Source organism: Enterococcus hermanniensis (genome assembly GCF_001885945.1).
Taxonomy (GTDB): domain Bacteria; phylum Bacillota; class Bacilli; order Lactobacillales; family Enterococcaceae; genus Enterococcus_A; species Enterococcus_A hermanniensis.
Genome location: NZ_JXKQ01000001.1, coordinates 425,427 through 447,310, shown reverse-complemented (window position 1 = coordinate 447,310; position 21,884 = coordinate 425,427). Strand labels below are relative to the sequence as shown.

The window sequence follows — 21,884 nt, the reverse complement described above, 5'->3', positions numbered from 1 at the left end:
TTCTTTCGAGAATTTAACTTTTTAAAATCTTCACTTAAATACGAACAGACTTTCGCTTTTTTATGTTAAAATAAGTGCAGATTGGATAAAATACTTAGCAATGCAGGCTTTTAGGCTAAAAAAATAAGTGCATTGTTATAGGTGAGGAGGAGAAAAATGAAATTTTTACATGCAGCGGATCTCCATTTGGATCGCTCCTTTGAAGGTCTGACCACTGTACCCGAATATTTCGAAAAACAATTGATGACAGCTAATCAAACCATGCTACAAAATATCGTTGATGTTGCTATCAATAATAATGTCGATTTTGTTTTATTAGCTGGCGATACATTTCATCAAAATCGACCAACTTTAAAGACTCAACGTTTCTTTTTCCAAGAAATGGCTCGCCTCGAGGAAGCAAGTATTCCAGTCTTTATGAACTTTGGTAACCATGATTTTTATCAAGCAGAACGTTATTGGTTCGCTTTTCCAAATAATATTCAATTATTTTCTGATGAGCAGGTTGAAACAAAACAATTACTGACTAGAACAGGTGAACAAGTCGCTATTACTAGCTTTAGTTATCAGCATCCAACGATTGAAACAGCGATGGCCGAAACCTTTCCTTATAAGAGTTCAGTTGATTTTCACATTGGGATGTATCATGGAGGACAGATGCCCTATGCACCTTTTCAATTGGGTGAATTATTAACAAAAGGATACGATTACTGGGCACTCGGACATATTCATGTACCACAAGTATTGTCAGAAAATCCTTTTATCATCTACCCAGGAACACCACAAGGACATACGCAAAAGGAAGTTGATCTTTCTGGAGTGACATTGGTAGAATCGAACGGCAATCAATTACTGCGTCAAACGGTTCCGGTCGAAGTGATTCGTTGGGAAAAACGAACACTTTCATTAAAAGGTGTTCGCCAACCAAGAGACGTGTTTCCTTTGATTCGTAAAATTGAAGCCACGTTACCGACGATCTTACAATTAGAGTTTTGTGATGTTGAGGGTTTGGGCGACGAATTAAGCTACCAAATTGCTTCAGGGGAGTTATTAGAAGCCGTACAAGAAGAAGTTGCTGATACTATCTTTTTATGGCAATTGACGGTAGCTGAGCAGCCAAAAGAGCGACCGTATCTAGCAGTGGATGAAGCACTGGTAGAACAATTGATCACAACTTATCAAGAACCCGAGATCTTCAATGAATTATTAAGTGAGTTGAATCAAAATCCTCAATTACATCAAGTGATGAATCAATCATTTAGAGAAACGATCGTTGCAACCGTAAAAGACAAAATGGAGCAACGCTATCAGTTTAGGAGGGACGCCGATGTGGATTAAAAAAGCTGAAATCACGAGTTTTGGCAAGTGGCGTCAGCAAAATTTTATATTTGAATCTGCTAATCAATTAGTTTATGGCTTGAATGAAGCTGGGAAATCGACTTTATATCAATTTATTCAAGCAATTTTATTTGGCTTTCCGGCAAAACGTAAAAAAGGTAAAGACTATACACCAAACGACGGCAGTGGTTTTGGAGGCCGATTACAACTTGTCCATCCAACGTATGGAAATGTAACGATCGAACGTTATAAAACAAAAAATAAAGGCAAAGCAAAAGTTTGGCTAGAAGATGGTCAACAAGGGGAAGAGGATCTGTTAGAGCGAATCCTCTATCCCTTAACCTTACAATTGTTTCGTGAAGTATTTACTTTCCAGCAAGAGCAACTCCAACAAATGGATACTCTAAGTGAAGAAAATTTACATGATGCATTGATTTCATTAGGCTTATCAGGTAGCAATGAATTGTTTGAGCAACGCTTGCGATTAAAAAATAATTACGAGCGGATCTATCGTCCGCGAGGAAAAAAACAGCCATTGAATCAAGCTGTTCAAACATACCAGCGTTTGCAACAACGTATCAAAGAAAAAGAATCGCAAGAAGCTTCTTTTCAGCAACTAGTAGGTCAAGCGGACATTGAAAATGAGCAAGTAGCCAAACAAACGCGTAAAAATCGCCAATTGCAAGAGCAACAATTGAAATTAGAACAGCAACGAATGAACTGGTCGGCCTATGCTGAATATTTGACTCTACGTAAAATGGATCTTAAGCGGATAGCAAGTGATACTGAACAACAAACACTCCAAGCTTTTTATCAAGAGTATCAGCAATTATCGAAGGAACGCGAGAAATTACATGCGGCATTGCAACAGCATAGTGGGAATCAAGAGTCAGCCCGGTATTATTTCTATTTAGAATATGAAAATAAAATCCAGCAATTATTAGGAGAAAAAGTAGCGATCAGCCGAATGTTGGATGAGGAACAGCGCATTGCTAATCAATTAGCTGAGATGAATCACGGTCAAATTGCAGGCTGGCAAGATCATCCACCGCGACCATTTGCCGATGAGCAAGCGATCCAGCAGCTGTTTCTTCCATTACAAAATCAGCAAAAAACAGAAGAAGAATTGAAGATTCGCTTGCATCTCATTACTGAACAGCGAAATCAAGCAGAGAAAAATCTAAATGACTATGAACAAAAGCATCCAGAATTATTTGAACAAAAGAAAACAGTGCCATGGGTATTCATCGCAGCAGGAATCGTAGCGATCCTTTCACTATTTTTACCAGCGCCTCTGCGCTATGGCGGGTTAGTAGTAGCCGGTGTTTGTGCGTTTGGTGGCTTTATTAAACGCAATCAACCGGTTGATAAAAGTAATTGGCAGGAAAAATTAGGTCAATTAGATATTTACGAAGGTCAATTGGCTGAATTGAAAGAACAGGCCTTACAGAGTCAGAAAAGTTTGCTTGCTCTGATCAATCAGTTAGAACATGAATTGGCGCAAAGAAATTTAACTAGTGAAATCAATGAATTTGCTGTAATTAAGATAAACCAACAAGCGCAAACTTTTTTAGCGCAGTTAAAGACGAATCGAGAATTGCAGCATCGTCAAGCTGATTTGCGACAAAATTTGATGCAACAAGAACAACGCTTCGATTTTTTAGCGGAATGGTTGCCGTTGCGTGAGAAAAATCTTTCTGAAAAATTACCGATCGTGGAGCAATTCGCAAAAGAAATGGAGCAAATTCGCTTTGCGCAAACTTATCAAGAAAATACGGTCTTGCAGCAACGTATCCACGAGGCTCAGCGTCAGCAGCAACAACTTCTTGATCAACATCAAGTATTGATGGAAAATCTACGGTTGGCTTATCCAGCTGAGATTCCAGCATTCTTGCAACGAGAAGCCGATGTTGCCAAAAATCAAGTACGTCTAAAAGAACTGACTGAGCGAGTAGCGCCATTATTTGATCAAGAAACAACGCAAGCAGAAATCGAAGAAACTTTGCGTACGTTACGACAAACGATTCAAAGCGGGGAACAGCAATTACATCAATTACAAGAACAAGAACAGCGCTCACGTCTTCAGATTCAACAAATGCAAGCAGATGGGACTTTAGATAGTTTATATCAGCAGGCAAGTCAACAACGAGCCCATGTCGAACAGTTGACGAAAGATTATGCAATCACTAAATTGGAAAATCAATTGTTGCAAGATATCGCGACAGAATTGTCTGAGCAGCAATTACCGGAATTACTCGCACAAGCGACAACCTATTTCCGTTTGTTGACGAATCGAGAACAGACCAAACTAGATTTTCATGAAGGAATTTTAACGGTTGATCGGATGAGTGTCTATAATTTGTCGACTGGAACAAAGGATCAGTTGATGATGGCTTTCCGCTTTGCCTATTTAGCCTTGCAACAAAAGCACCCCTTATGCCCGGTTATCATCGATGACGGCTGGTTACACTACGATTATCAACGGAAATATCAATTTGCAAAATTATTACAGCAATTTAGTAAAAATTATCAAGTCATTTGTTTGTCATCTGACCAAGAAATGGTAAGCTATTACCAAGAGCTTCACCAGTCTGTCTGGGAGTTGAAGGGAGTCTAATGATGAAAAAAATTAAAGAATTAACGGTCGATGAGCAATTCGAGATGTATGTATTGATTAAGAATGCCGATGTCCGTTTAGCCAAAAATGGGAAAAAATTTATTGCGTTTACGTTCCAAGATACTTCGGGAACAGTAGATGGAAAATTCTGGGATGCTTCAGAAGAAGAAATCAAACGCTACAAAGCTGGACAAGTTGTACTGTTAAATGGAAAACGCGAAGTTTATCAAGGCAATCCGCAAGTTAAAATCATGCATTTACGTACAACCAAACCAGAAGAACCAAATGATCCTTCTTTATATATGGAACGTGCACCAATCAAGCGTGAAGATATGGAAGAAGAAATCAACCAAACCTTGTTTGAAATTACCAATCCGCATTGGAATCGGATCGTACGTTTCTTGTTAAACAAATACCAAAAAGAATTCTTTGAATTTCCGGCGGCTAAACGCAATCACCATGCATTTGCGGGCGGCTTAGCATTCCATACATTGACGATGTTGCGACTAGGAAAAGCGATTGCGCATGAATATCCGCAATTAAATGCGTCATTACTTTATGCAGGTATCATTATTCATGATCTAGGCAAAGTGATTGAGTTGACGGGTCCTTCTGCGACAGAATACACGGTCGTAGGAAATTTAGTTGGCCATTTAGTTTTAGTCGATGAAGAAATCACAAAAGCGTGTATCGAGTTGAAAATTAATGATGCAGACGAAGATGTCGTGATCTTAAGACATATGGTCCTTTCGCATCATGGATTATTAGAATATGGCTCACCCGTTCGTCCACGGATCATGGAAGCTGAGATTTTGCATCAAATCGATAATATCGATGCATCAATGCAAATGCTATCCGGTGCAGTTAAAAATACGGAGCCTGGAACATATACAGAACGGATTTTTGGGATGGATAATCGTAGCTTTTATGTGCCAAAAGACATTTAATAAAAGTATGTCGTAGCGATGTTACGACATACTTTTTTCTTTTCATTAGTTGGAGTAAGCGTAGAAAATAAGTTAAGAAACAATCTGTAATAATGTTCATCCCCGACTTAAAGTCCAAGTAGTGTTAAGATAAATGTAAACAAAGACATTGATTGCTGAACAGCAGCATTGGTTACAAATGGAGTGAGAGGTACGGTATGAAAAAAAAAAAAGAAACGATCCAAGTAGTGAAAGAAACGTTCGATGATGTATTGATTCCGGAAGAATTAAAAGGCTTGAGCACAGCGGCGGTCCAACAAAAAACAGCGGAAGGACAAGTGAATCAGATTGAAGAGAACCTGCTGAAATCGGATAAAGAAATCATCAAAGAAAATACGCTCAATATCTTTAACTTGTTAAACTTAGTGTTAGCTATATTGGTTTTATTAGTTGGTTCACCTAAAAATACACTCTTTTTTGGTGTCGTTATTATCAATACGTTGATCGGGATCATTCAAGAATTGCGGGCAAAACACACGATCGATAAGTTATCGGTGTTAGCTAAAACGAAAGCAGTCGTCCTACGCGACGGTCAGTTACAGCAAATTGATCAAGAAGAAATTGTTTTGAGCGATATTCTTTATTTAAGAAACGGTGATCAAGTGCCAGTCGATGGAAAATTGATTTCCGGGGCGGGCATAGAAGTCGATGAATCATTATTGACGGGTGAATCTGACCGCGTTCAAAAAAAGGAACACGATGAATTATATAGTGGAAGTTTTGTGACGGCAGGCGAGGGTTTCTATCAAGGTACAGCGGTAGGTAAAGATAATTTTGCAGAACAACTAACCAGCGAAGCGAAAACAAAAAAAACAGGCAATTCAGAACTAACAAAAGTTTTGGATCGTATGATCGCAGTATTGACGATTATTATCATCCCGGTTGGACTAGGTTTGTTTTACAGTCAATACCAAACGTCATCTTCTATCAAACAAGCTGTTTTAGGAACAGTGGCTGCGTTAGTCAGCATGATTCCGGAAGGCTTGATGCTATTAACGAGTGTGGCCTTTGCAGTCGGTGCAGCTAACTTAGCCCGCAAGAAAGTCTTGGTCCAAGCACTGCCGTCAATCGAAACCTTGGCCCGAGTAGATGTGATTTGTTTAGATAAAACTGGCACCATCACAGATGGCACGTTGAAATTTGAAGAGGCACTTTTGGAAAACCTTTCCGAGACACGTTTAAATACGATCATGGGTGCTCTGATGTACCAATTAAAAGATCAAAATGCAACAGCTAAAGCCTTGCGTAATGCGTTTCCTTTGATTGAAGATTGGTCTGTTGAAACAGTCGTTCCATTTTCATCGGCAAGAAAATGGAGTGGGGTGTCTTTCAAAGCAGAAGGGAATTTTGCGGTCGGTGCGCCGGAATTTATTTTTCATGAACGACCAGAAGAATTAGAAACTAAAATTCGACCATATTTAGAAGCTGGTCAACGCGTACTGACATTAGTGGAATATCCAACAATATTAACTGAAGAAATGGCTGCTGAACCTACATTACTAGCCATTTTGATTATTTCGGATAATCTACGCGAAAATGCTCGAGCAACATTTGGATATTTTGCTAAACAAGATGTTCAATTGAAAGTTATCTCTGGCGATCATCCATTGACTGTCTCAAAAATTGCACAAAAAGCTGGAATCAAAGATGCAGAAACATTTGTCGATATGTCGAGTTTGAAAGAACCAATCGATTACTCACAGTTAGTTGAGCATACGACTGTTTTTGGGCGCGTAACACCGAAACAAAAACAATTATTGATCCAAGCCTTGAAAAAGCAACATACTGTTTGCATGACTGGTGATGGCGTAAATGATGTATTAGCTTTACGCGAGGCCGATATCGGAGTGGCAATGGCAAATGGTAGTAGTGCCGCCCGTGCGGCAGCAGATGTCATCTTATTAGATTCGGATTTTGCGCGAATGCAAAACGTTTTGAATGAAGGGCGTCGGGTAATCAATAATATTGAACGGGTCGCTTCGATGTATTTAGTAAAAACAATTTATTCATTGATTTTAGCCGTGATCTTTATGTTCATTGCGAATCCATACCCCTTCGAACCTGTTCAGTTAACTCCGATCAATGCATTGACAGTAGGGATTCCTTCGTTTTTCTTAGCGTTGAAACCAAGTTATGAACGGATAAAAGGTGATTTCTTGAATAATATCTTACGTGTATCGTTACCTGGGGCACTTACGGTTGTAGGCGCAGTCATGATCATCCAACTGGCAGATGTTTTGTTCGATTTAGACTTTATTGCCTCTTCTACGATGTCAGTCTTTCTGACCGGTTGTGTCGGATTATTGGTTTTGTATAAAGTTTCGTTTCCATTGGATAAGAAAAAAATTGCATTGATTGCAGTATTAAGTAGCGCTTATTTTAGCTGTTACTTATTCTTTAGAGAATTTTTTGATTTTGATAAATTGTGGAACCGTAATTTGTTCTTTGTCATTCCGTTGACAATCGGAATTTATTGGTTATTTAAAGGTTTGACCATCGTAATGGATAAAATTGTTTCTTGGCGTATTCAGTGGCAGAAAAAAAGACAAGCTAAAAAAAATCCAACGTCACGCGTCATTTAAAAAAATAAAATTCCAGTAATTTAATAAAACTTCCCGGAAAAGGCTTTCTTTTTCGGGATTTTTGGTATAATAAACTAAAAGTAGAGTTGAAAGGGGCCCATTCATGGAATTAACAAAATTGCAAAATGGTTCAGACATTCGTGGAATCGCTATCACAGATGGAGAAAAAATTAAAAATTTGGGAACAGAAGAGATACGATTGATTGCACAAGGAATTCTTAATTGGCTAGAAAATAAAGGTGTAAAGCGTCCGTTTAAAATTGGTATTGGTCATGATAGTCGCTTGACTGGACCGGCATTAAAGAATGTGCTGATCGAAGTGTTTGAAAAAGCGGGTTGCGAGGTTTTAGATTTTGGCTTAGCAACAACCCCAGCTTTATTTATGGCAACTCAATTTGACGAATTCAAGTGTGATGCAGGGATTATGCTAACAGCAAGCCACTTGCCCTATTATTTCAATGGCATCAAGATTTTTAGCCAAAGTGGTGGGGCAGAAAAAAGTGATATTGCTTTTATTTTAGCTCATACAACAGCAAGCGAAGTAGCAACAGGTGCAGGGACTGTAAAAAAAGCTGATTTATTGTCTCGTTATGCCAAAGATTTAGTTGAAAAAATCCAACAAGGCAGTGGAGCTGAGCAACCGCTCAAAGGATTGAAAATCGTTGTTGATGCTGGGAATGGTGCAGGCGGATATTTTGCAGCAAACGTGTTAGCTGTTTTAGGCGCTGATACGACCGGCTCTCAATTCTTAGAACCAGATGGTCATTTTCCAAATCATATTCCAAATCCAGATAATAAAGAAGCCATGGCTAGTATTAAAAAAGCTGTTTTAACAAATCAAGCCGATCTTGGTGTGATCTTTGATACGGACGTGGACCGTTCTGCGATTGTTTCAAAAGATGGGCAAATGATTAATCGAAATAATTTGATTGCTGTATTATCGGCGATCGTCTTACAAGAGCATCCAGGCAGCACGATCGTAACGAACTCTCCGACATCTGATCATCTGAAAAAGTTTATTGAAGAAAAAGGTGGAAAGCAGTACCGTTATATTTCGGGTTATCGTAACGTCATCAATAAAGCAATTGAATTAAATAATGAAGGCATCGATTGTCAATTAGCGATTGAAACTAGTTCCCATGCAGCTTTCAAAGAAAATTACTTCTTGGATGATGGTGCCTATGTGATTGCTAAAGTATTGATGCTACTGCCAAAATTACAACAAGAAAATCGTGAATTGACTGATTTGATGGCAGAACTAGCACAGCCGAAAGAAACATTAGAGCTTCGCTATCCAATCAGCGGTGAGAACTACCAAGAAACCGGTCAAAAAATGATTGAACGTTTCCAAGTAGAGCTGGCACAACAAGCAGGTTTTACCGTCAATCCGGAGAATCAAGAAGGAATTCGTTTTTCCGTGGAAGAACCTTTTGGCGTAGGTTGGCTGTTATTGCGTTTGAGTCTACATGAACCGCTGTTAGTGATGCAAGTAGAAAACGATCAAGTAGGCCAAATCCAAAAACAATTACCGATTTTTAGAGCTATCTTAGCGCAAGATCCACAAATCGATAGTACAAAATTAGCGCAACAAATAAATTAATAACTAAGCGTCTTGATTTGAACACACCGTCAAATCAAGACGCTTTTTTGGTCGTTAAAATCCAAAAAGAAAACAAGGTTTTACAAAATAATTAATCCGTTTAGCTGCTTTGAGTCACCGAGGAATAGCTGGATCATTTTTGCTAAAGATTACATTAAATGAAGAATAGTTAGCCTTTCATTTCTTGAGCATTCTTTGATATGATGAAGACAGAAAGTGGTGAATGACATGGCAAAAATCATGATCGTAGAGGATGAAGTAGTTATCAGTCAATTGATCAGCGAAGAGCTGACCAAGTGGAAATTTGATGTATTTCAAACCAAGGATTTCAATCAAGTATTTGAAGAATTCGAACAAATCGTCCCGCAATTAGTGCTATTGGATATTAACTTACCAGCGTACGATGGCTATTATTGGTGTCAAAAAATTCGCGAGGTTTCTAAAGTACCGATTATCTTTATTTCTTCTCGCAATACGAATATGGATCAAATCATGGCGATGAATATGGGGGCAGACGACTATATCACAAAACCATTTCAAATCGATATTTTGGTTGCAAAGATTAATGCATTGTTACGCCGTTCATATAACTATGCCGAAAGTGGTGAAGCATTAGAACATAACGGGATCACGTTGAATATCGATAATAGCAGTATGACAATTGATGAAGAAGTCGTTGATTTAAGTAAAAATGAATACCGCTTATTGTTTATTTTGATGAAACAACACGGAAAAATTTTGAGCCGAGACAAATTACTGCGCGCCTTATGGGATGATGAACGTTTTGTCGATGATAATACCTTGACGGTAAATATCAATCGTTTGCGCCGAAAAATCGAACAAGCGGGCATTGAGGATTATATCCAAACCAAAGTTGGCCAGGGATATATTGTGCCATAGACAATTCAATCAATTTTGAATAGCATCCCGCTAAAAAGGAGCAATTATGACATTTATTAAGTATTTAAAAGATCGTTTGTTGATAGTGATTGGCTGGCTCATACTCAGTTTGCTAATGGTTTTTATGGTTTGGCTGACCCCAGGACTCAATCATTTTTGGGACAATATCAGTTACTTGCTTGTCTTGCAGTTATTTTTGATTTTTGTATTTTTTGTGATCGATTACTCTCGGCGTCAAAAATGGTATAAAGCATTGGCTCACCAAACCGATTCACATTTGCAACATTTTGTTGAAGTTGCCAGTACTAACGAAGAACAACTGGTGCAAGAATATATCAACCAACAGGTTCGAGAACATCATTTGATGTTAGAGCAGTTATTAGACAGTCAAAAAGATCAGAAAGATTACATGGATTCTTGGATTCATGAAATCAAAGTTCCTTTAGCCGCGGTTGATTTGATTTTGAATGCGATTGAATTTGATATCCCAGATGAAAAGTTTGTCTCATTACAAAATGAAATCCAAAAAATCGATGAGTATGTTGAGCAGGTCTTGTATTATTCTCGTTCGGATGAATTCGTCAATGATTATTTGATCCAAGAGTATTCTCTGAAAAAAATTATTCAACCGATCATTCGTAGTCAAGCCAATTACTTTATTCAGAAAAATCTACAATTGTCATTGTCTGAAGAGGATGCAAAGGTGTTGACGGATGCAAAATGGATCGAATTTATTTTCCGTCAGTTATTGAGTAATGCAATCAAATATACACCAAATCAGGGAAATATCGATATAAAAATCGTGACTAAAAGTTCAGGAACCTCTCTGATCTTGGAAGATAATGGTATCGGTATTCCAGCGGAAGATTTAGGGCGGATTTTTGATAAGGGTTTTACGGGGGAGAATGGCCGGAAGGCACAACAACATTCTACAGGCATTGGCTTATACTTGGCAAAGACATTAGCAAATAAATTAGGCGTGATGTTGACGGCCGAATCACAGGCAGGAATGGGGACTAAAATGACTTTATTTTTCCCACGGTTAGATTTTTATCACGAAGAACGTTAAATTTTCTATTTTTATATTGCAAAAAAGCCTTTTTTTCGCTAAACTGTTTCAGTTGTGAATTGAAGGGAGTAAGTTTATGAGTATTTTAATTGCCCTAATACCGATGGTGGCATGGGGAAGCATTGGTTTGGTGAGCGGGAAATTAGGCGGAGACGCCAATCAACAAACCTTAGGAATGACAATTGGTGCTTTTGTTTTTGCATTAGTCACTTATTTTGTTGTTCAACCAGCTATGAGTGGCTGGATTTTGTTAATCGGTTTCTTGTCAGGTCTTTTTTGGTCAGTAGGTCAAAATGGTCAGTTTCACGGGATGAAATTCATGGGTGTATCGGTTGGTTTACCGATCTCAACCGGCTTTCAATTAATTTTGAATACCGTCGCCGGCGCAGTCTTTTTCCATGAATGGACAAAAACAAAAGATTTCGTTTTAGGTTTTATTGCATTGGCCTTGTTAGTTTTGGGAGCGTATTTAACCGCTCGCAAAGATGACCAAAGTGGTGTGAAAACAGATAATGGGATGCTGGATTTCGGAAAAGGATTCCGTGCATTGATTTATTCAACCATTGGGTATGGTGTCTATACGATCATTATTACTTGGGCTGGGTTAGATCCATTAGCAATTATTTTACCTCAAAGTATCGGGATGCTAGTTGGCGCAAGCTTCTTTGCTTTCCGTAAAGCCAAAGTTGATCGTTACGTATGGCGTAATACGATTTCTGGTCTATTATGGGGTATCGGGAATATCTGTATGTTGCTAAGTGTTCAAAATATTGGTTTAGCCGTTGGTTTTTCATTGTCACAAATGGGAATTATCATCTCAACTTTAGGTGGTATCTTCTTACTAGGCGAACGCAAAACCAAAAAAGAAATGTACTATGTTATTATCGGCTGTCTGTTGATTATCGTCGGCGGCGTCGTGTTAGGATATATGAAAGCATAATAAAAGAAACTGGGACACCATTGTGAGTAGTCTTAGACAATAAAAGATCGACGCCAAAACTTGAAGAAAGTGGGCGTCGATCTTTTTGTGTAAATAAGGCAACGATAGAAACCTTTTGGCAAACGTGCTATAAAAACATGAATAACAGTGGCAAAAGGATTTGAGCTGGATTATAACTTTTAAACATCACTAAGCTCCTTCAGCGAGCTGTTTTTGACGAAGGGCATTACCGGCTCTTGTAATATTTTGCATACTAAAAAGGAGTTTACAACGCATTTAATGCGAATATTTGTACGCTCTTTTTTTAGTGATCGAATGCTCATAGGTTGTCTATCGTCAGTACAAACTAACCACTAGCAAGCAAAAATGATTTTTATACTTCTTCCTCCCAAGAAATCCCATCCAAAATCCGCATCAATTTCTGTAAATCTTGATTCAATACAGCACTCTTTAAGTAGGCATACTGAATATAAAAAATCTCCTTATCTTCAGGGATTAGTGGGACCTTGACCAAACCATCCATTTCTTGAAACACTGGAAAATCGGTCATCAATGTGATGCCAATATTCGAACTCACCAATTGGCCGATCGTTTGAACGTCCGAAAAATAAAATTGTACTTCAGGTTTTTTTGTTGTTTTTTCACTCAAATTTTGAAAAGCGCGCATGTGAGTATAGCCTTTTTCCAACAGGATAAATGGATATTCCGTAGCTTGTCTAAATGAAATTTCCTTTTTGTTTGCTAAAGGATTGTCTTTTGAGACAAAAATAAAAAATTCCTGTTGAAATAATAATTTGACATTTAAATGAGGATGGACGATCGGGGTAACACTACCAAGTAAACTAAAATCAATTTTTCCTGATAAAAGTTTTGAAAATAACTCATTCGACCCGCCAGAAACCAAATCAAAATTAGAAATAAAGCGAATGATTTCTTTTTCGTCTAAGAGTTTTGAAAAAACTTTAGACCGAATAATTGGTGGGAATCCAATATGCATCCGATTGTTTTTGGCATGTTCGATTGCTCGATCTAATGTTACAAATTCATCCAATATATAGCGCACATGGGCTTTCAAAATTTCTCCTTCGTTGGTTAATGCAATTGATCGATGAGAGGCCTCGCGAACAATTAAATCACAGCCATAATGCTGTTCCAAACGTTTGATAGCATAGCTAATCGTGGGTTGACTGACGGCAAATTTGTGTGCCACTTGCGTAAATGAGAGCATCTCGGCTAAAGCACTGAAGTATTCTAAATCACGTATATTCATGGACTGATTTCTCCTTTGGCTCATTCTAACATAGAAGCCGGTTTGTTATAAATGTTTTTTATGGTATCACTGTTAGTTGACTATAATTCTGAGCAAGGATTACAGTAGCAAATGGAAATGAGCACATGACCAAAATAAATAATTCGGAGGAACATGATGAAAGCACATGAAATTTTAAATAACCCATTTTTGAATAAAGGAACAGCTTTTACGTTGGCAGAACGTAAAGAATTAGGTTTGATTGGTTTATTACCACCGCATGTTCAAACCATCGAAGAACAATCAGAACAAGCCTATTTACAATATGTAACCAAAGATTCTGACTTAGAAAAACGTCATTTCTTAATGGAAATCTTTAATACTAACCGGACATTATTCTATTATTTGTTCAACCAACATATCGTTGAATTTAACCCTATCGTATATGATCCAACAATTGCAGATACTATCGAAAACTACAGCCGTTTATTCGTTGATCCTCAATATGCTGCTTACTTAGATATCAATCATCCAGAAAATATTGAAGAAACATTAAAAAATGCTGCTGGCGATCGCGATATTCGTTTGATCGTAGCTACAGATGCAGAAGGAATTCTTGGTATTGGTGACTGGGGCGTTCAAGGGGTTGATATTTCAGTCGGTAAATTAATGATTTACACAGCAGCAGCTGGTATTGATCCTGCTTCTGTCTTACCGATTGTAATCGATGCTGGTACTAACCGAAAAGAATTGTTAGAGGATCATTTGTACCTTGGAAACCGTCAAGAACGTATCTATGGTGAAGATTACTATCAATTTATCGATCAATTTGTCCAAACAGCAGAAGACATGTTCCCTAAACTTTACTTACATTGGGAAGATTTTGGCCGCTCAAATGCTGCAACGATTTTAGATAAATACAAACAAACAATTCCAACATTCAATGATGATATCCAAGGAACTGGGATCGTTGTTCTTGGCGGTATCTTCGGTGCGTTAGATATCACAGGAGAAAAATTAACCGATCAAGTATACTTATGCTATGGTGGTGGTTCTGCCGGTGCCGGTATCGCAAGCCGTGTCCACGCCGAAATGGTCAGTGAAGGCCTTTCAGCAGAAGAAGCTTATAACCACTTCTTTATGGTAGACCAACAAGGTCTGTTGTTCGATGATATGACAGATTTAACACCAGCTCAGAAACCATTTGCCAAAAAACGTGCAGACTTTGCAAATGCTGGCGATATGACTCAATTGGTCAATGTCATTAAAACAGTAAAACCAACAATTTTAGTGGGTACTTCTACTAATGCTGGTGCATTTACTAAAGAAGTTGTGGAAGCGATGTGTGAAAATACTACTCGTCCAGTAATTTTCCCTATCTCTAACCCAACCAAAAAATTAGAAGCAACTGCTGAACAAGTGATTGAATGGTCTGACGGTAAAGCCTTTGTTGCAACTGGTGTGCCTTCAGGAACAATCCAATACAAAGGTGTCGACTATCAAATTGGTCAAGCGAACAACGCTTTGATTTATCCAGGTTTAGGTTTAGGTATGTTGGCTTCAGAAGCTTCATTATTAACCGATGAAATGATTGGTGCCGCTGCACATTCATTGAGTGGTTTAGTTGATTTGAACCAACCAGGTGCGCCTGTGCTACCTCCATTCGAATATGTGGCTGATGTATCGATCAAAGTGGCTGAAGCAGTTGCAAATAAAGCAAAAGAACAAGGTTTAGCCCAAGCTGAAGAAACAGATATGGCCAAAGCAGTTCAAAATCTTAAATGGTATCCAAAATACTAGGAAGGTCTCTAAAAAATGAATAAATTAAAAACGATGAAGATTTCGGGAATTAGTCTTCCCTTGTATGTATTTTTCATGGTTGTCATATTTGGTGCGATCGCGTTAGACAAGTTGCCGTTAAATATGGTTGGTATCACTCTCTTACTGGTGGCTCTCGGTCACTTGTTGTACTTCATTGGTGAAAAGCTGCCAATCATGAATTCTTATCTTGGCGGAGGGTCAGTCTTCACCTTACTTGGTGCGACTCTTTTAGCTTCATTCAATATAGTACCTACAAAAGTTATTGACGCTGTCAGTAGCTTTATGGGAGGCGGCTTTGGATTTCTTGATTTCTATATTGCTGCTTTGATCTGTGGCTCGATTTTGGGCATGAACCGCAACTTATTGGTAAAAGCATCTACTAAATTTATTCCAGTTGCTTTGATCACTATGGTAGTTGGCTTCTTTGCAGTTGGTTTAGTGGGTATGCTTCTAGGTAACGGTTTTGCTGATTCCGTGATGTATGTATCATTACCAATGATGTCAGGCGGAATGGGTGCTGGGATTACACCACTTTCACAAATTTATGCCGATGGTTTAGCGCACGGCAATCAAGCCGCAATCTTTTCTCAGTTAGCGCCTGCGGTTACTTTCGGAAATATTCTTGCCATTATTGGAGCCTTATTTATCGCTAAAGTTTTTGCGAAAACTAAGTACAATGGTCATGGTACATTGATCAATGCTACCAAAGAAGAATTAGAAAAACCAAAAATTACTCTTGATGCACAACAAATCGGAGTTGGGATGCTGTTTTCATTCTCATTATTGATTGTTGGAGCGATTTTAAACAACTTTTTCCCTAAAATTCACGAGTATGCCTTTATGATCGTGATTGTCTTTATTTTGAAAGCCTTGAATGTTGTACCGAAAAAACTAGAAGACTCTGTTGTGATGTTCAACAATGTTATTATGACCAATTTAACTCACGCGGTCTTAGCTGGGATTGGTTTGGCATTGATTGATTTATCGACGTTAGCTTCGGCCTTTACTTGGCAATTTGTAGTGCTATGTCTAACAAGTGTTGTGTCAATGGGCGCTGCAAGTTGGTTCTTCGGTAAGTTATTAGGCATGTACCCAGTCGAAACATCGATTGGTGCAGGGATGATCAATAACTCAATGGGTGGAACTGGGAATATTGCTGTGTTATCCGCATCTGAAAGAATGGAAATGATTGCTTTCGCACAAATGGCCAATCGTTTATGTGGTGCAATCGTACTGATTTTAGGCGGGATTTTGATTCGTTTCTTTTATGCTTAACCTCACTGAAGGTCTTAGTGAGCTATTCAAGCAATGAATTGAAAAAAATTGTTGAATACTAAAAAAGGAGTTCAAAAACATTCGTATTGGATGTTTTTGAACTCCTTTTTCTTTACAAGAACAAGCGAACTTAATACTCCTAATAAAACCAAAAGTTTGCTTCTAGCGGTAACATGAATTAATTCAGCTATAATTATGTCTATTGTGATCATTTAGATTGGTGTTGTATGTTTTCTAAAAGAAGCATACTGGAATATCTACAAAAAAATATCGACTCTAACATTTTAAGTTTTAGAGTCGATATTTTTGCTGATCTGCGAGTATGCGCAAGTATCCGTCTGGTAATTATTTATTTCCCAGAATTTAATTCCATCAATTTTTCTTTTAAATCATTTTCCATATGACCAATTTCGATTTCAGCCGCTTGACGTCGTTCACGGCCTTCTTTTTGAATCCGCAATGTTTCTTCTAACGTTTCAACTAAATCATTTTGAGTTTGTTGCAGTGTCTCTAAATCAACGATGCCACGTTCATTTTCTTTGGCAGTTTCGATCGTAGAGATTTTCAACATTTCAGAATTTTTCTTCAATAAGTCATTGGTTGTTTCAGAGACTTGACGTTGGGCAGTAGCCGCATCCTTTTGACGCAATAGAGTCAACGCAATTGCTACTTGGTTTTTCCACAAAGGAATCGCCGTGTTGATTGATGCTTGGATTTTTTCGGCCAAGGCTTGGTTAGTATTTTGAATCAATCGAATCTGAGGCGCTTGTTGGATCGTGATTTGACGCGCTAATTTTAAGTCATATGTCCGTTTGTCTAAGCGATCCAAGAATTGTGTATAGTCATTCACGACTTGGACATCCATCTGATCACCAGAGGCTTGGGCTTTTTGAGTTGCTTCGGGAATCGTTTGGAATTTTAGTTCTTCCATTTTTAATTCGGCAGCTGCAATATAGATGTTCAAAGCATCGAAGTAATCTTTATTTTTATTGTAAAGTGTCTCTAACATCTGGTTGTCTTTTAATAGACCATCTTTTTCGACATTCAACTTCGTCGCAATTTTATCGATTTGAGCACCGATTTTTTGATATTTAGTGGTAATTTCATAAATAGACTGTTTTACTTTACCAAACATTTTTTGGAAAATATTGCCTTCGCCGACACGTAATTCATCAGGGTTGGCTTCGTTTAAACGATACATCAATTGATTCAATGAATCACCGATCGGACCGATATCTTGAGAAGATACAGTGTTAAGCATTGATTGGGAAAATTCACTTAATTTGGTTTGCGCAGTTGCGCCATAGCCAATGACAGCTTGAGAATCGTTCACATCGATTTTTTTTGCTAATTCGCGGGCTTGTGCTTGACGTTCCTCAGGTAATTTATCGACTAAACGATCTGCTCGTTCTTGAGTTTGCAAGTTCGAGATTTCTTCTTGCTGAACGGGGGTCAAGGCATCAGTTCCAAACGGATTGCTAAGTAAATCATCTAACGTGTTATCAACTGACTGCGTTTGCGGTTTATTTTCTGGTTCCACTACGGTTCCTCCTGTTCGAAAAAAATCTAGCTAAAGCTAGATTTTTTGTTTCGCTATTTTATTTTGTAGACAAATCAGGATCTTGTTTCAGATTCTTTTTGGCAATTGAAATCTCGATATCCATATCTTCTAGATCGTCTGCAACGAATTGTTGATAGTCTTTGACGATCAAATCGGCCATCTGATCAATGATTTGTGCACTTTCTTCTAGTTTACCATAAACTTCTTTTGACTTGACCTCATGGTCATTGATTTCGACGTAATTATCAGTCAAATCAACAATATTTGGTAAGTGGGTGTATAAAAATTGGCTTGCTTCTGGTAAGCGAGTGGGTTCTTTGACCAATTCTTTGAATAAAGCTTTCGAAGCTTTCAAGGTATCATGACGTAAATCGATCGCTTTTAATTTGGCATTTTTTTGGATGTTTTGTTGCAGTTGTAAAATTTGTTGTTTTGAGAGATTCATTGTTTCGCGGAATAATTCGATTTCACGTTCGCTCATTCCAACTTGTTTATAGTACGCTTCTTTTTCCTTTGTCAAAAATGGTAGCTCCTCTTTGTGTGGTTGGCTTTTTCGACCTTTGAAGCCACGGTAAATTAACCAAAACCCGACTACCAACATTAAAAAGACGAGAAAATCGCCAAAATCGCCTTCGAAAAAGCAAAGAACGCCCAACGCTGCGATGACAATAGGGAATATTTTCCTTCGCATAATAATCCTCCTAATCTAGTAAGAACCCTTCACATTATCTATTCAAACTACTTGATTTCTTTACATGCTAATAATAGCATGAATTTCTATAGATTTAGTATGGGACTAAAGATGGATTTTTCAGATTTAGAAAAAACGTAAGAATTATCTGTGATACAATAAAGCAGAACTAGCGAACGACTGGTCTGAGAAGAAGATACGACTTGATGTAGTGTAAACGCAGTAGTAGGCAGCATCAAGTATGATTTTTTCATGTAAAAAAGGAGGTTAGCAATCATATGTTAGAATATAAAGATTTTGAAGAAAAGACGATCGAACGCACAGAGATTTTCAAAGGAAAAATCATTGATGTTTATTTGGACGATGTGGCATTGCCGATGGGGGGCACTGCCAAACGGGAATTAGTTTTCCATCATGGTGGGGTTGGAATTATCCCGATTACTTCAGAAAATAAAATGATCATGGTCAAACAATTTCGTAAACCATTAGAAAAAGTCGTCTTAGAGATTCCGGCGGGAAAAATCGATCCTGGTGAAGGCCAACAACCAGAAAAAACAGCTAGCCGTGAGTTAGAAGAAGAAACGGGTTATCGTAGCGATAATTTGAAGTACATAAATGAGATGTATCTGTCGCCAGGATTTTCAAATGAAAAATTGTATGTTTATTTAGCAACGGATTTAGTAAAAGTAGAGCATCCCCGTCCGCAAGACGAGGACGAAGTATTGGAATTGTATGAATTAACTTTAACAGAAGCCCAACAAGCGATCCAAGATGGTTCAATTTGTGATGCAAAAACGATTTTTGCGGTTAATTATTGGGAATTGCTTCAGTATAAACAAGGCTAAAACAGTGAATAAGAATTAAGGAGAGGATATGCATGGGCCAATCCCCCCTGGTGACACGCAGTGAATTGCGTAAACGCAAGGAAGCGCAAGAACGCTTGGCAGAAGAGCAACGACAAGCTGCTGAACGAGCATACGAAAAAAGAGAAAAAGAAATCAGTTCTGTTTATCGTAAAGAGTTGAAGAAAAATAAACCAGTGACAAAAAGTCGTAGTAGTGAACGCGCGAAGCAAAAAGAACGCGGCAGTTTTTTAAACAAAGCTATTATTATCGTTTTGTTATTGTTGATCGCAGTCATGCTAGCAGTTTTTTTCCTTTAAACTGCTTCGCTTAGGATGGTAAATAGATATAACAATAATTGATAAAAAGAGTAGGAGAATTTAGATGAAAATTGGAATTATCGGCGCAATGGAACCAGAAGTAAAGGCATTAAGAGAACAATTAGAACACCCCCTTTCTTGGGAACAATCAGGAGCATTATTTATTTCTGGTAGTTTAGGAAAACATGAAGTGATTGTTGTTCAATCTGGTATCGGAAAAGTATTGGCATCGATCACGACTTCAGTCTTGATCCAACAATACAAAGTAAATATGGTCATCAATACCGGTACCGCTGGTGGTATTGGTACCGGTCTTTCTGTAGGCGATTTGGTAATTGCTGATAAAGTGGCTTATTTTGATGTTGATGCGACAACATTCGGCTATAAAATCGGACAAGTTCCAGGAATGCCCCTATACTTTGATGGTTCTACCTATTTAAAAGGTGAGATGATCAAAGCCAGCGAAAAAATGAATCAAACGACGCATGTTGGTTTAGTTGTTTCAGGGGATACTTTTGTCAGCAGTGCTGACAAAATCAATCAAATCAAATCAGCTTTTCCGGAAGCTTTAGCAGTTGAAATGGAAGGCGCCGCTATCGGCCATACTGCCGCTCAATTTGGAATTCCTTTCTTGATCGTACGTGCGGTAAGTGATACTGCCGACGGTGAAGCCACAGAGACACATGAAGAATTTGTTGAACGGACAGGTACGTTGTCTGCGCAATTAGTGATTGAATTTGTGACTCACTTAAAATAAAAAAACTATTACGAGTAGAGGAGGAAGTTAGATGCGCGCGCTGCTTTCAATTGATTACACGTATGATTTTATTGCAACCAATGGGAAATTAACAACCGGTGAAGCCGGACAAGCGATTGAAGAAGCACTAGTTGCTGTAACGAAAGATTATTTTGCTTCCGGTGATTTAGTAGTTTTTGCAATCGATGGTCATGATCCCACTGATCGTTATCATCCAGAAAATAAGTTGTTTCCACCGCACAATGTTGTGGGTACCGGCGGACGAGCGCTTTACGGCTCATTAGCTACGTTTTATCAAACCAATCAAACAGCAGAAAATGTTTATTGGATCGATAAACGACATTATTCTGCATTTAGTGGCACGGATTTGGATGTTCGATTACGCGAGCGGGGAATTACTGAATTATGTCTTACAGGTGTTTGTACAGATATTTGTGTTCTCCATACGGCTGTGGATGCGTATAACTTAGGGTACCAATTAGTGATACCGAAAAATGCGGTCGCCAGTTTTGATCCGGTGGGTCATGAGTGGGCTTTGAATCACTTCCAAAATACTTTAGGGGCAAAAATCATTTAAAAAAAACCGCAGCGAAATACTTCGCTGTGGTTTTTCTTTACTTTAGATAGGTTGAGCTAAAAGTTGAAAAATCATCAATTACGCCATCTGGGGCAAGTTTTTCTGCTTGGAAAATAGCGCGATTTTGATGGAAGGGATCAATTGCGACAATCGTGCCGATTGCAGCATTGCGTGCGGCTTGTAAGCCTGAATAAGAGTCTTCAATTACTAAACAATCTTCAGGTGAGACATTGATTTTTTTAGCAGCAATCAAGAAGATATCTGGTGCTGGTTTACCAGGAAATGAGCCATCATGATAGACAATTTTTTCTTCATAGAACCACTTACCCAAGTTTAAATAATCAAAATAAAAATCCATATTCACTTTAGGCGAAGCTGAAGCAATCGTCATTGGGATATTTTGGATTTTCAATTCAGCTAGTACATCTGTCAAACCAGTCGTAAATGTATTGTGCTCTGGACTTTCAACAACTAACTTCCGATAATACGCTTCTTTTTCGTCCGATAGTTGTTGAATGTCCTCAGTGGATAGATCAGCTGAAAGAAAATGACGTAAAATTACGTCGTTGGTTTTACCGTGGATATTTTTAAGAATATCTTCTTCAGTCATTGTTCTATTTGAGTATTTTTGAATCAGATACAGCCAAGCGGCTTCATGCAAATCAGAATCTAAAAACATGGTGCCGTTAAAATCAAAAATGACGCCTTTCATATAAAACCCTCACTTTTTATTAAGCTAGTTTCAGTGTAGCACTTTCT

At 38.2% G+C, this 21,884-nt stretch carries 18 protein-coding genes; 14 read left to right on the top strand and 4 right to left on the bottom strand.

Annotated features, from left to right (window positions below):
• Window positions 1–156: 156 nt before the first annotated feature.
• From RV04_RS02080 to RV04_RS02045, 8 genes are all read left to right on the top strand, one after another.
• Complete coding sequence (locus tag RV04_RS02080) at window positions 157–1,338, top strand: metallophosphoesterase family protein (protein ID WP_071856813.1); 1,182 nt, start codon at window positions 157–159, stop codon at window positions 1,336–1,338.
• A complete protein-coding gene (locus tag RV04_RS02075) occupies window positions 1,328–3,955 on the top strand; it encodes an ATP-binding protein (RefSeq protein ID WP_071856812.1) in 2,628 nt (875 codons plus the stop codon). The genes RV04_RS02080 and RV04_RS02075 overlap by 11 nt, the downstream gene beginning before the upstream one ends.
• Before the next feature lie 2 nt (window positions 3,956–3,957).
• Window positions 3,958–4,902 carry a 3'-5' exoribonuclease YhaM family protein gene (locus tag RV04_RS02070; protein ID WP_071856811.1) on the top strand — a complete coding sequence of 315 codons (945 nt, stop codon included), beginning with the start codon at window positions 3,958–3,960 and terminating at the stop codon, window positions 4,900–4,902.
• 197 nt (window positions 4,903–5,099) lie between these two features.
• A complete protein-coding gene (locus tag RV04_RS02065; RefSeq protein WP_071856810.1) occupies window positions 5,100–7,523 on the top strand; it encodes an HAD-IC family P-type ATPase in 2,424 nt (807 codons plus the stop codon).
• Between the two features lie 103 nt (window positions 7,524–7,626).
• Window positions 7,627–9,123: a phosphohexomutase domain-containing protein gene (locus RV04_RS02060; protein WP_071856809.1), complete on the top strand. Its 1,497-nt coding sequence runs from the start codon at window positions 7,627–7,629 to the stop codon at window positions 9,121–9,123.
• A gap of 228 nt (window positions 9,124–9,351) precedes the next feature.
• The gene (gene sapR / locus RV04_RS02055; protein WP_071856808.1) at window positions 9,352–10,023 is read left to right on the top strand and encodes a two-component system response regulator SapR; all 672 of its coding nucleotides are present in this window, start codon (window positions 9,352–9,354) and stop codon (window positions 10,021–10,023) included.
• Between the two features lie 46 nt (window positions 10,024–10,069).
• On the top strand, window positions 10,070–11,092 hold the full coding sequence (sapS, locus tag RV04_RS02050; RefSeq protein ID WP_071856807.1) for a two-component system sensor histidine kinase SapS: 1,023 nt from the start codon (window positions 10,070–10,072) through the stop codon (window positions 11,090–11,092).
• A 76-nt stretch (window positions 11,093–11,168) separates the two neighbouring features.
• A complete protein-coding gene (locus RV04_RS02045) occupies window positions 11,169–12,032 on the top strand; it encodes a GRP family sugar transporter (protein WP_071856806.1) in 864 nt (287 codons plus the stop codon).
• A 373-nt stretch (window positions 12,033–12,405) separates the two neighbouring features.
• On the opposite strand, the gene RV04_RS02040 is transcribed toward RV04_RS02045, so the two are convergent.
• A complete protein-coding gene (locus RV04_RS02040) occupies window positions 12,406–13,302 on the bottom strand; it encodes a LysR family transcriptional regulator (RefSeq protein WP_071856805.1) in 897 nt (298 codons plus the stop codon).
• Window positions 13,303–13,458: 156 nt separating this feature from the next.
• Here RV04_RS02040 and RV04_RS02035 point away from each other — a divergent pair, with 156 nt between their 5' ends.
• Both RV04_RS02035 and RV04_RS02030 read left to right on the top strand, forming a co-directional pair.
• Entirely contained in the window at window positions 13,459–15,081 is a 1,623-nt protein-coding gene (locus tag RV04_RS02035; protein ID WP_071856804.1) for a malolactic enzyme, read from the top strand.
• A gap of 15 nt (window positions 15,082–15,096) precedes the next feature.
• Window positions 15,097–16,377, top strand: a complete 1,281-nt coding sequence (locus tag RV04_RS02030; protein WP_071856803.1) for a 2-hydroxycarboxylate transporter family protein — start codon at window positions 15,097–15,099, stop codon at window positions 16,375–16,377.
• Between the two features lie 349 nt (window positions 16,378–16,726).
• On the opposite strand, the gene RV04_RS02025 is transcribed toward RV04_RS02030, so the two are convergent.
• Together RV04_RS02025 and RV04_RS02020 are read right to left on the bottom strand one after the other, a co-directional pair.
• Entirely contained in the window at window positions 16,727–17,917 is a 1,191-nt protein-coding gene (locus tag RV04_RS02025; RefSeq protein WP_071856802.1) for a toxic anion resistance protein, read from the bottom strand.
• A 58-nt stretch (window positions 17,918–17,975) separates the two neighbouring features.
• Entirely contained in the window at window positions 17,976–18,629 is a 654-nt protein-coding gene (locus tag RV04_RS02020; protein WP_071856801.1) for a 5-bromo-4-chloroindolyl phosphate hydrolysis family protein, read from the bottom strand.
• Between the two features lie 278 nt (window positions 18,630–18,907).
• Between RV04_RS02020 and RV04_RS02015 the strand changes: the two genes are divergently transcribed.
• The 4 genes from RV04_RS02015 to RV04_RS02000 all read left to right on the top strand — a co-directional run bounded on the left by RV04_RS02015 (window position 18,908) and on the right by RV04_RS02000 (window position 21,125).
• On the top strand, window positions 18,908–19,474 hold the full coding sequence (locus RV04_RS02015) for an NUDIX hydrolase (RefSeq protein ID WP_071856800.1): 567 nt from the start codon (window positions 18,908–18,910) through the stop codon (window positions 19,472–19,474).
• Between the two features lie 32 nt (window positions 19,475–19,506).
• A complete protein-coding gene (gene macP, locus RV04_RS02010) occupies window positions 19,507–19,791 on the top strand; it encodes a cell wall synthase accessory phosphoprotein MacP (RefSeq protein WP_071856799.1) in 285 nt (94 codons plus the stop codon).
• 64 nt (window positions 19,792–19,855) lie between these two features.
• Complete coding sequence (locus RV04_RS02005; RefSeq protein ID WP_071856798.1) at window positions 19,856–20,548, top strand: 5'-methylthioadenosine/adenosylhomocysteine nucleosidase; 693 nt, start codon at window positions 19,856–19,858, stop codon at window positions 20,546–20,548.
• 31 nt (window positions 20,549–20,579) lie between these two features.
• A complete protein-coding gene (locus RV04_RS02000) occupies window positions 20,580–21,125 on the top strand; it encodes a cysteine hydrolase family protein (RefSeq protein ID WP_071856797.1) in 546 nt (181 codons plus the stop codon).
• 37 nt (window positions 21,126–21,162) lie between these two features.
• Here RV04_RS02000 and RV04_RS01995 read toward each other — a convergent pair whose 3' ends face one another.
• Window positions 21,163–21,837 carry an HAD family hydrolase gene (locus RV04_RS01995; RefSeq protein ID WP_071856796.1) on the bottom strand — a complete coding sequence of 225 codons (675 nt, stop codon included), beginning with the start codon at window positions 21,835–21,837 and terminating at the stop codon, window positions 21,163–21,165.
• Window positions 21,838–21,884: the final 47 nt, after the last annotated feature.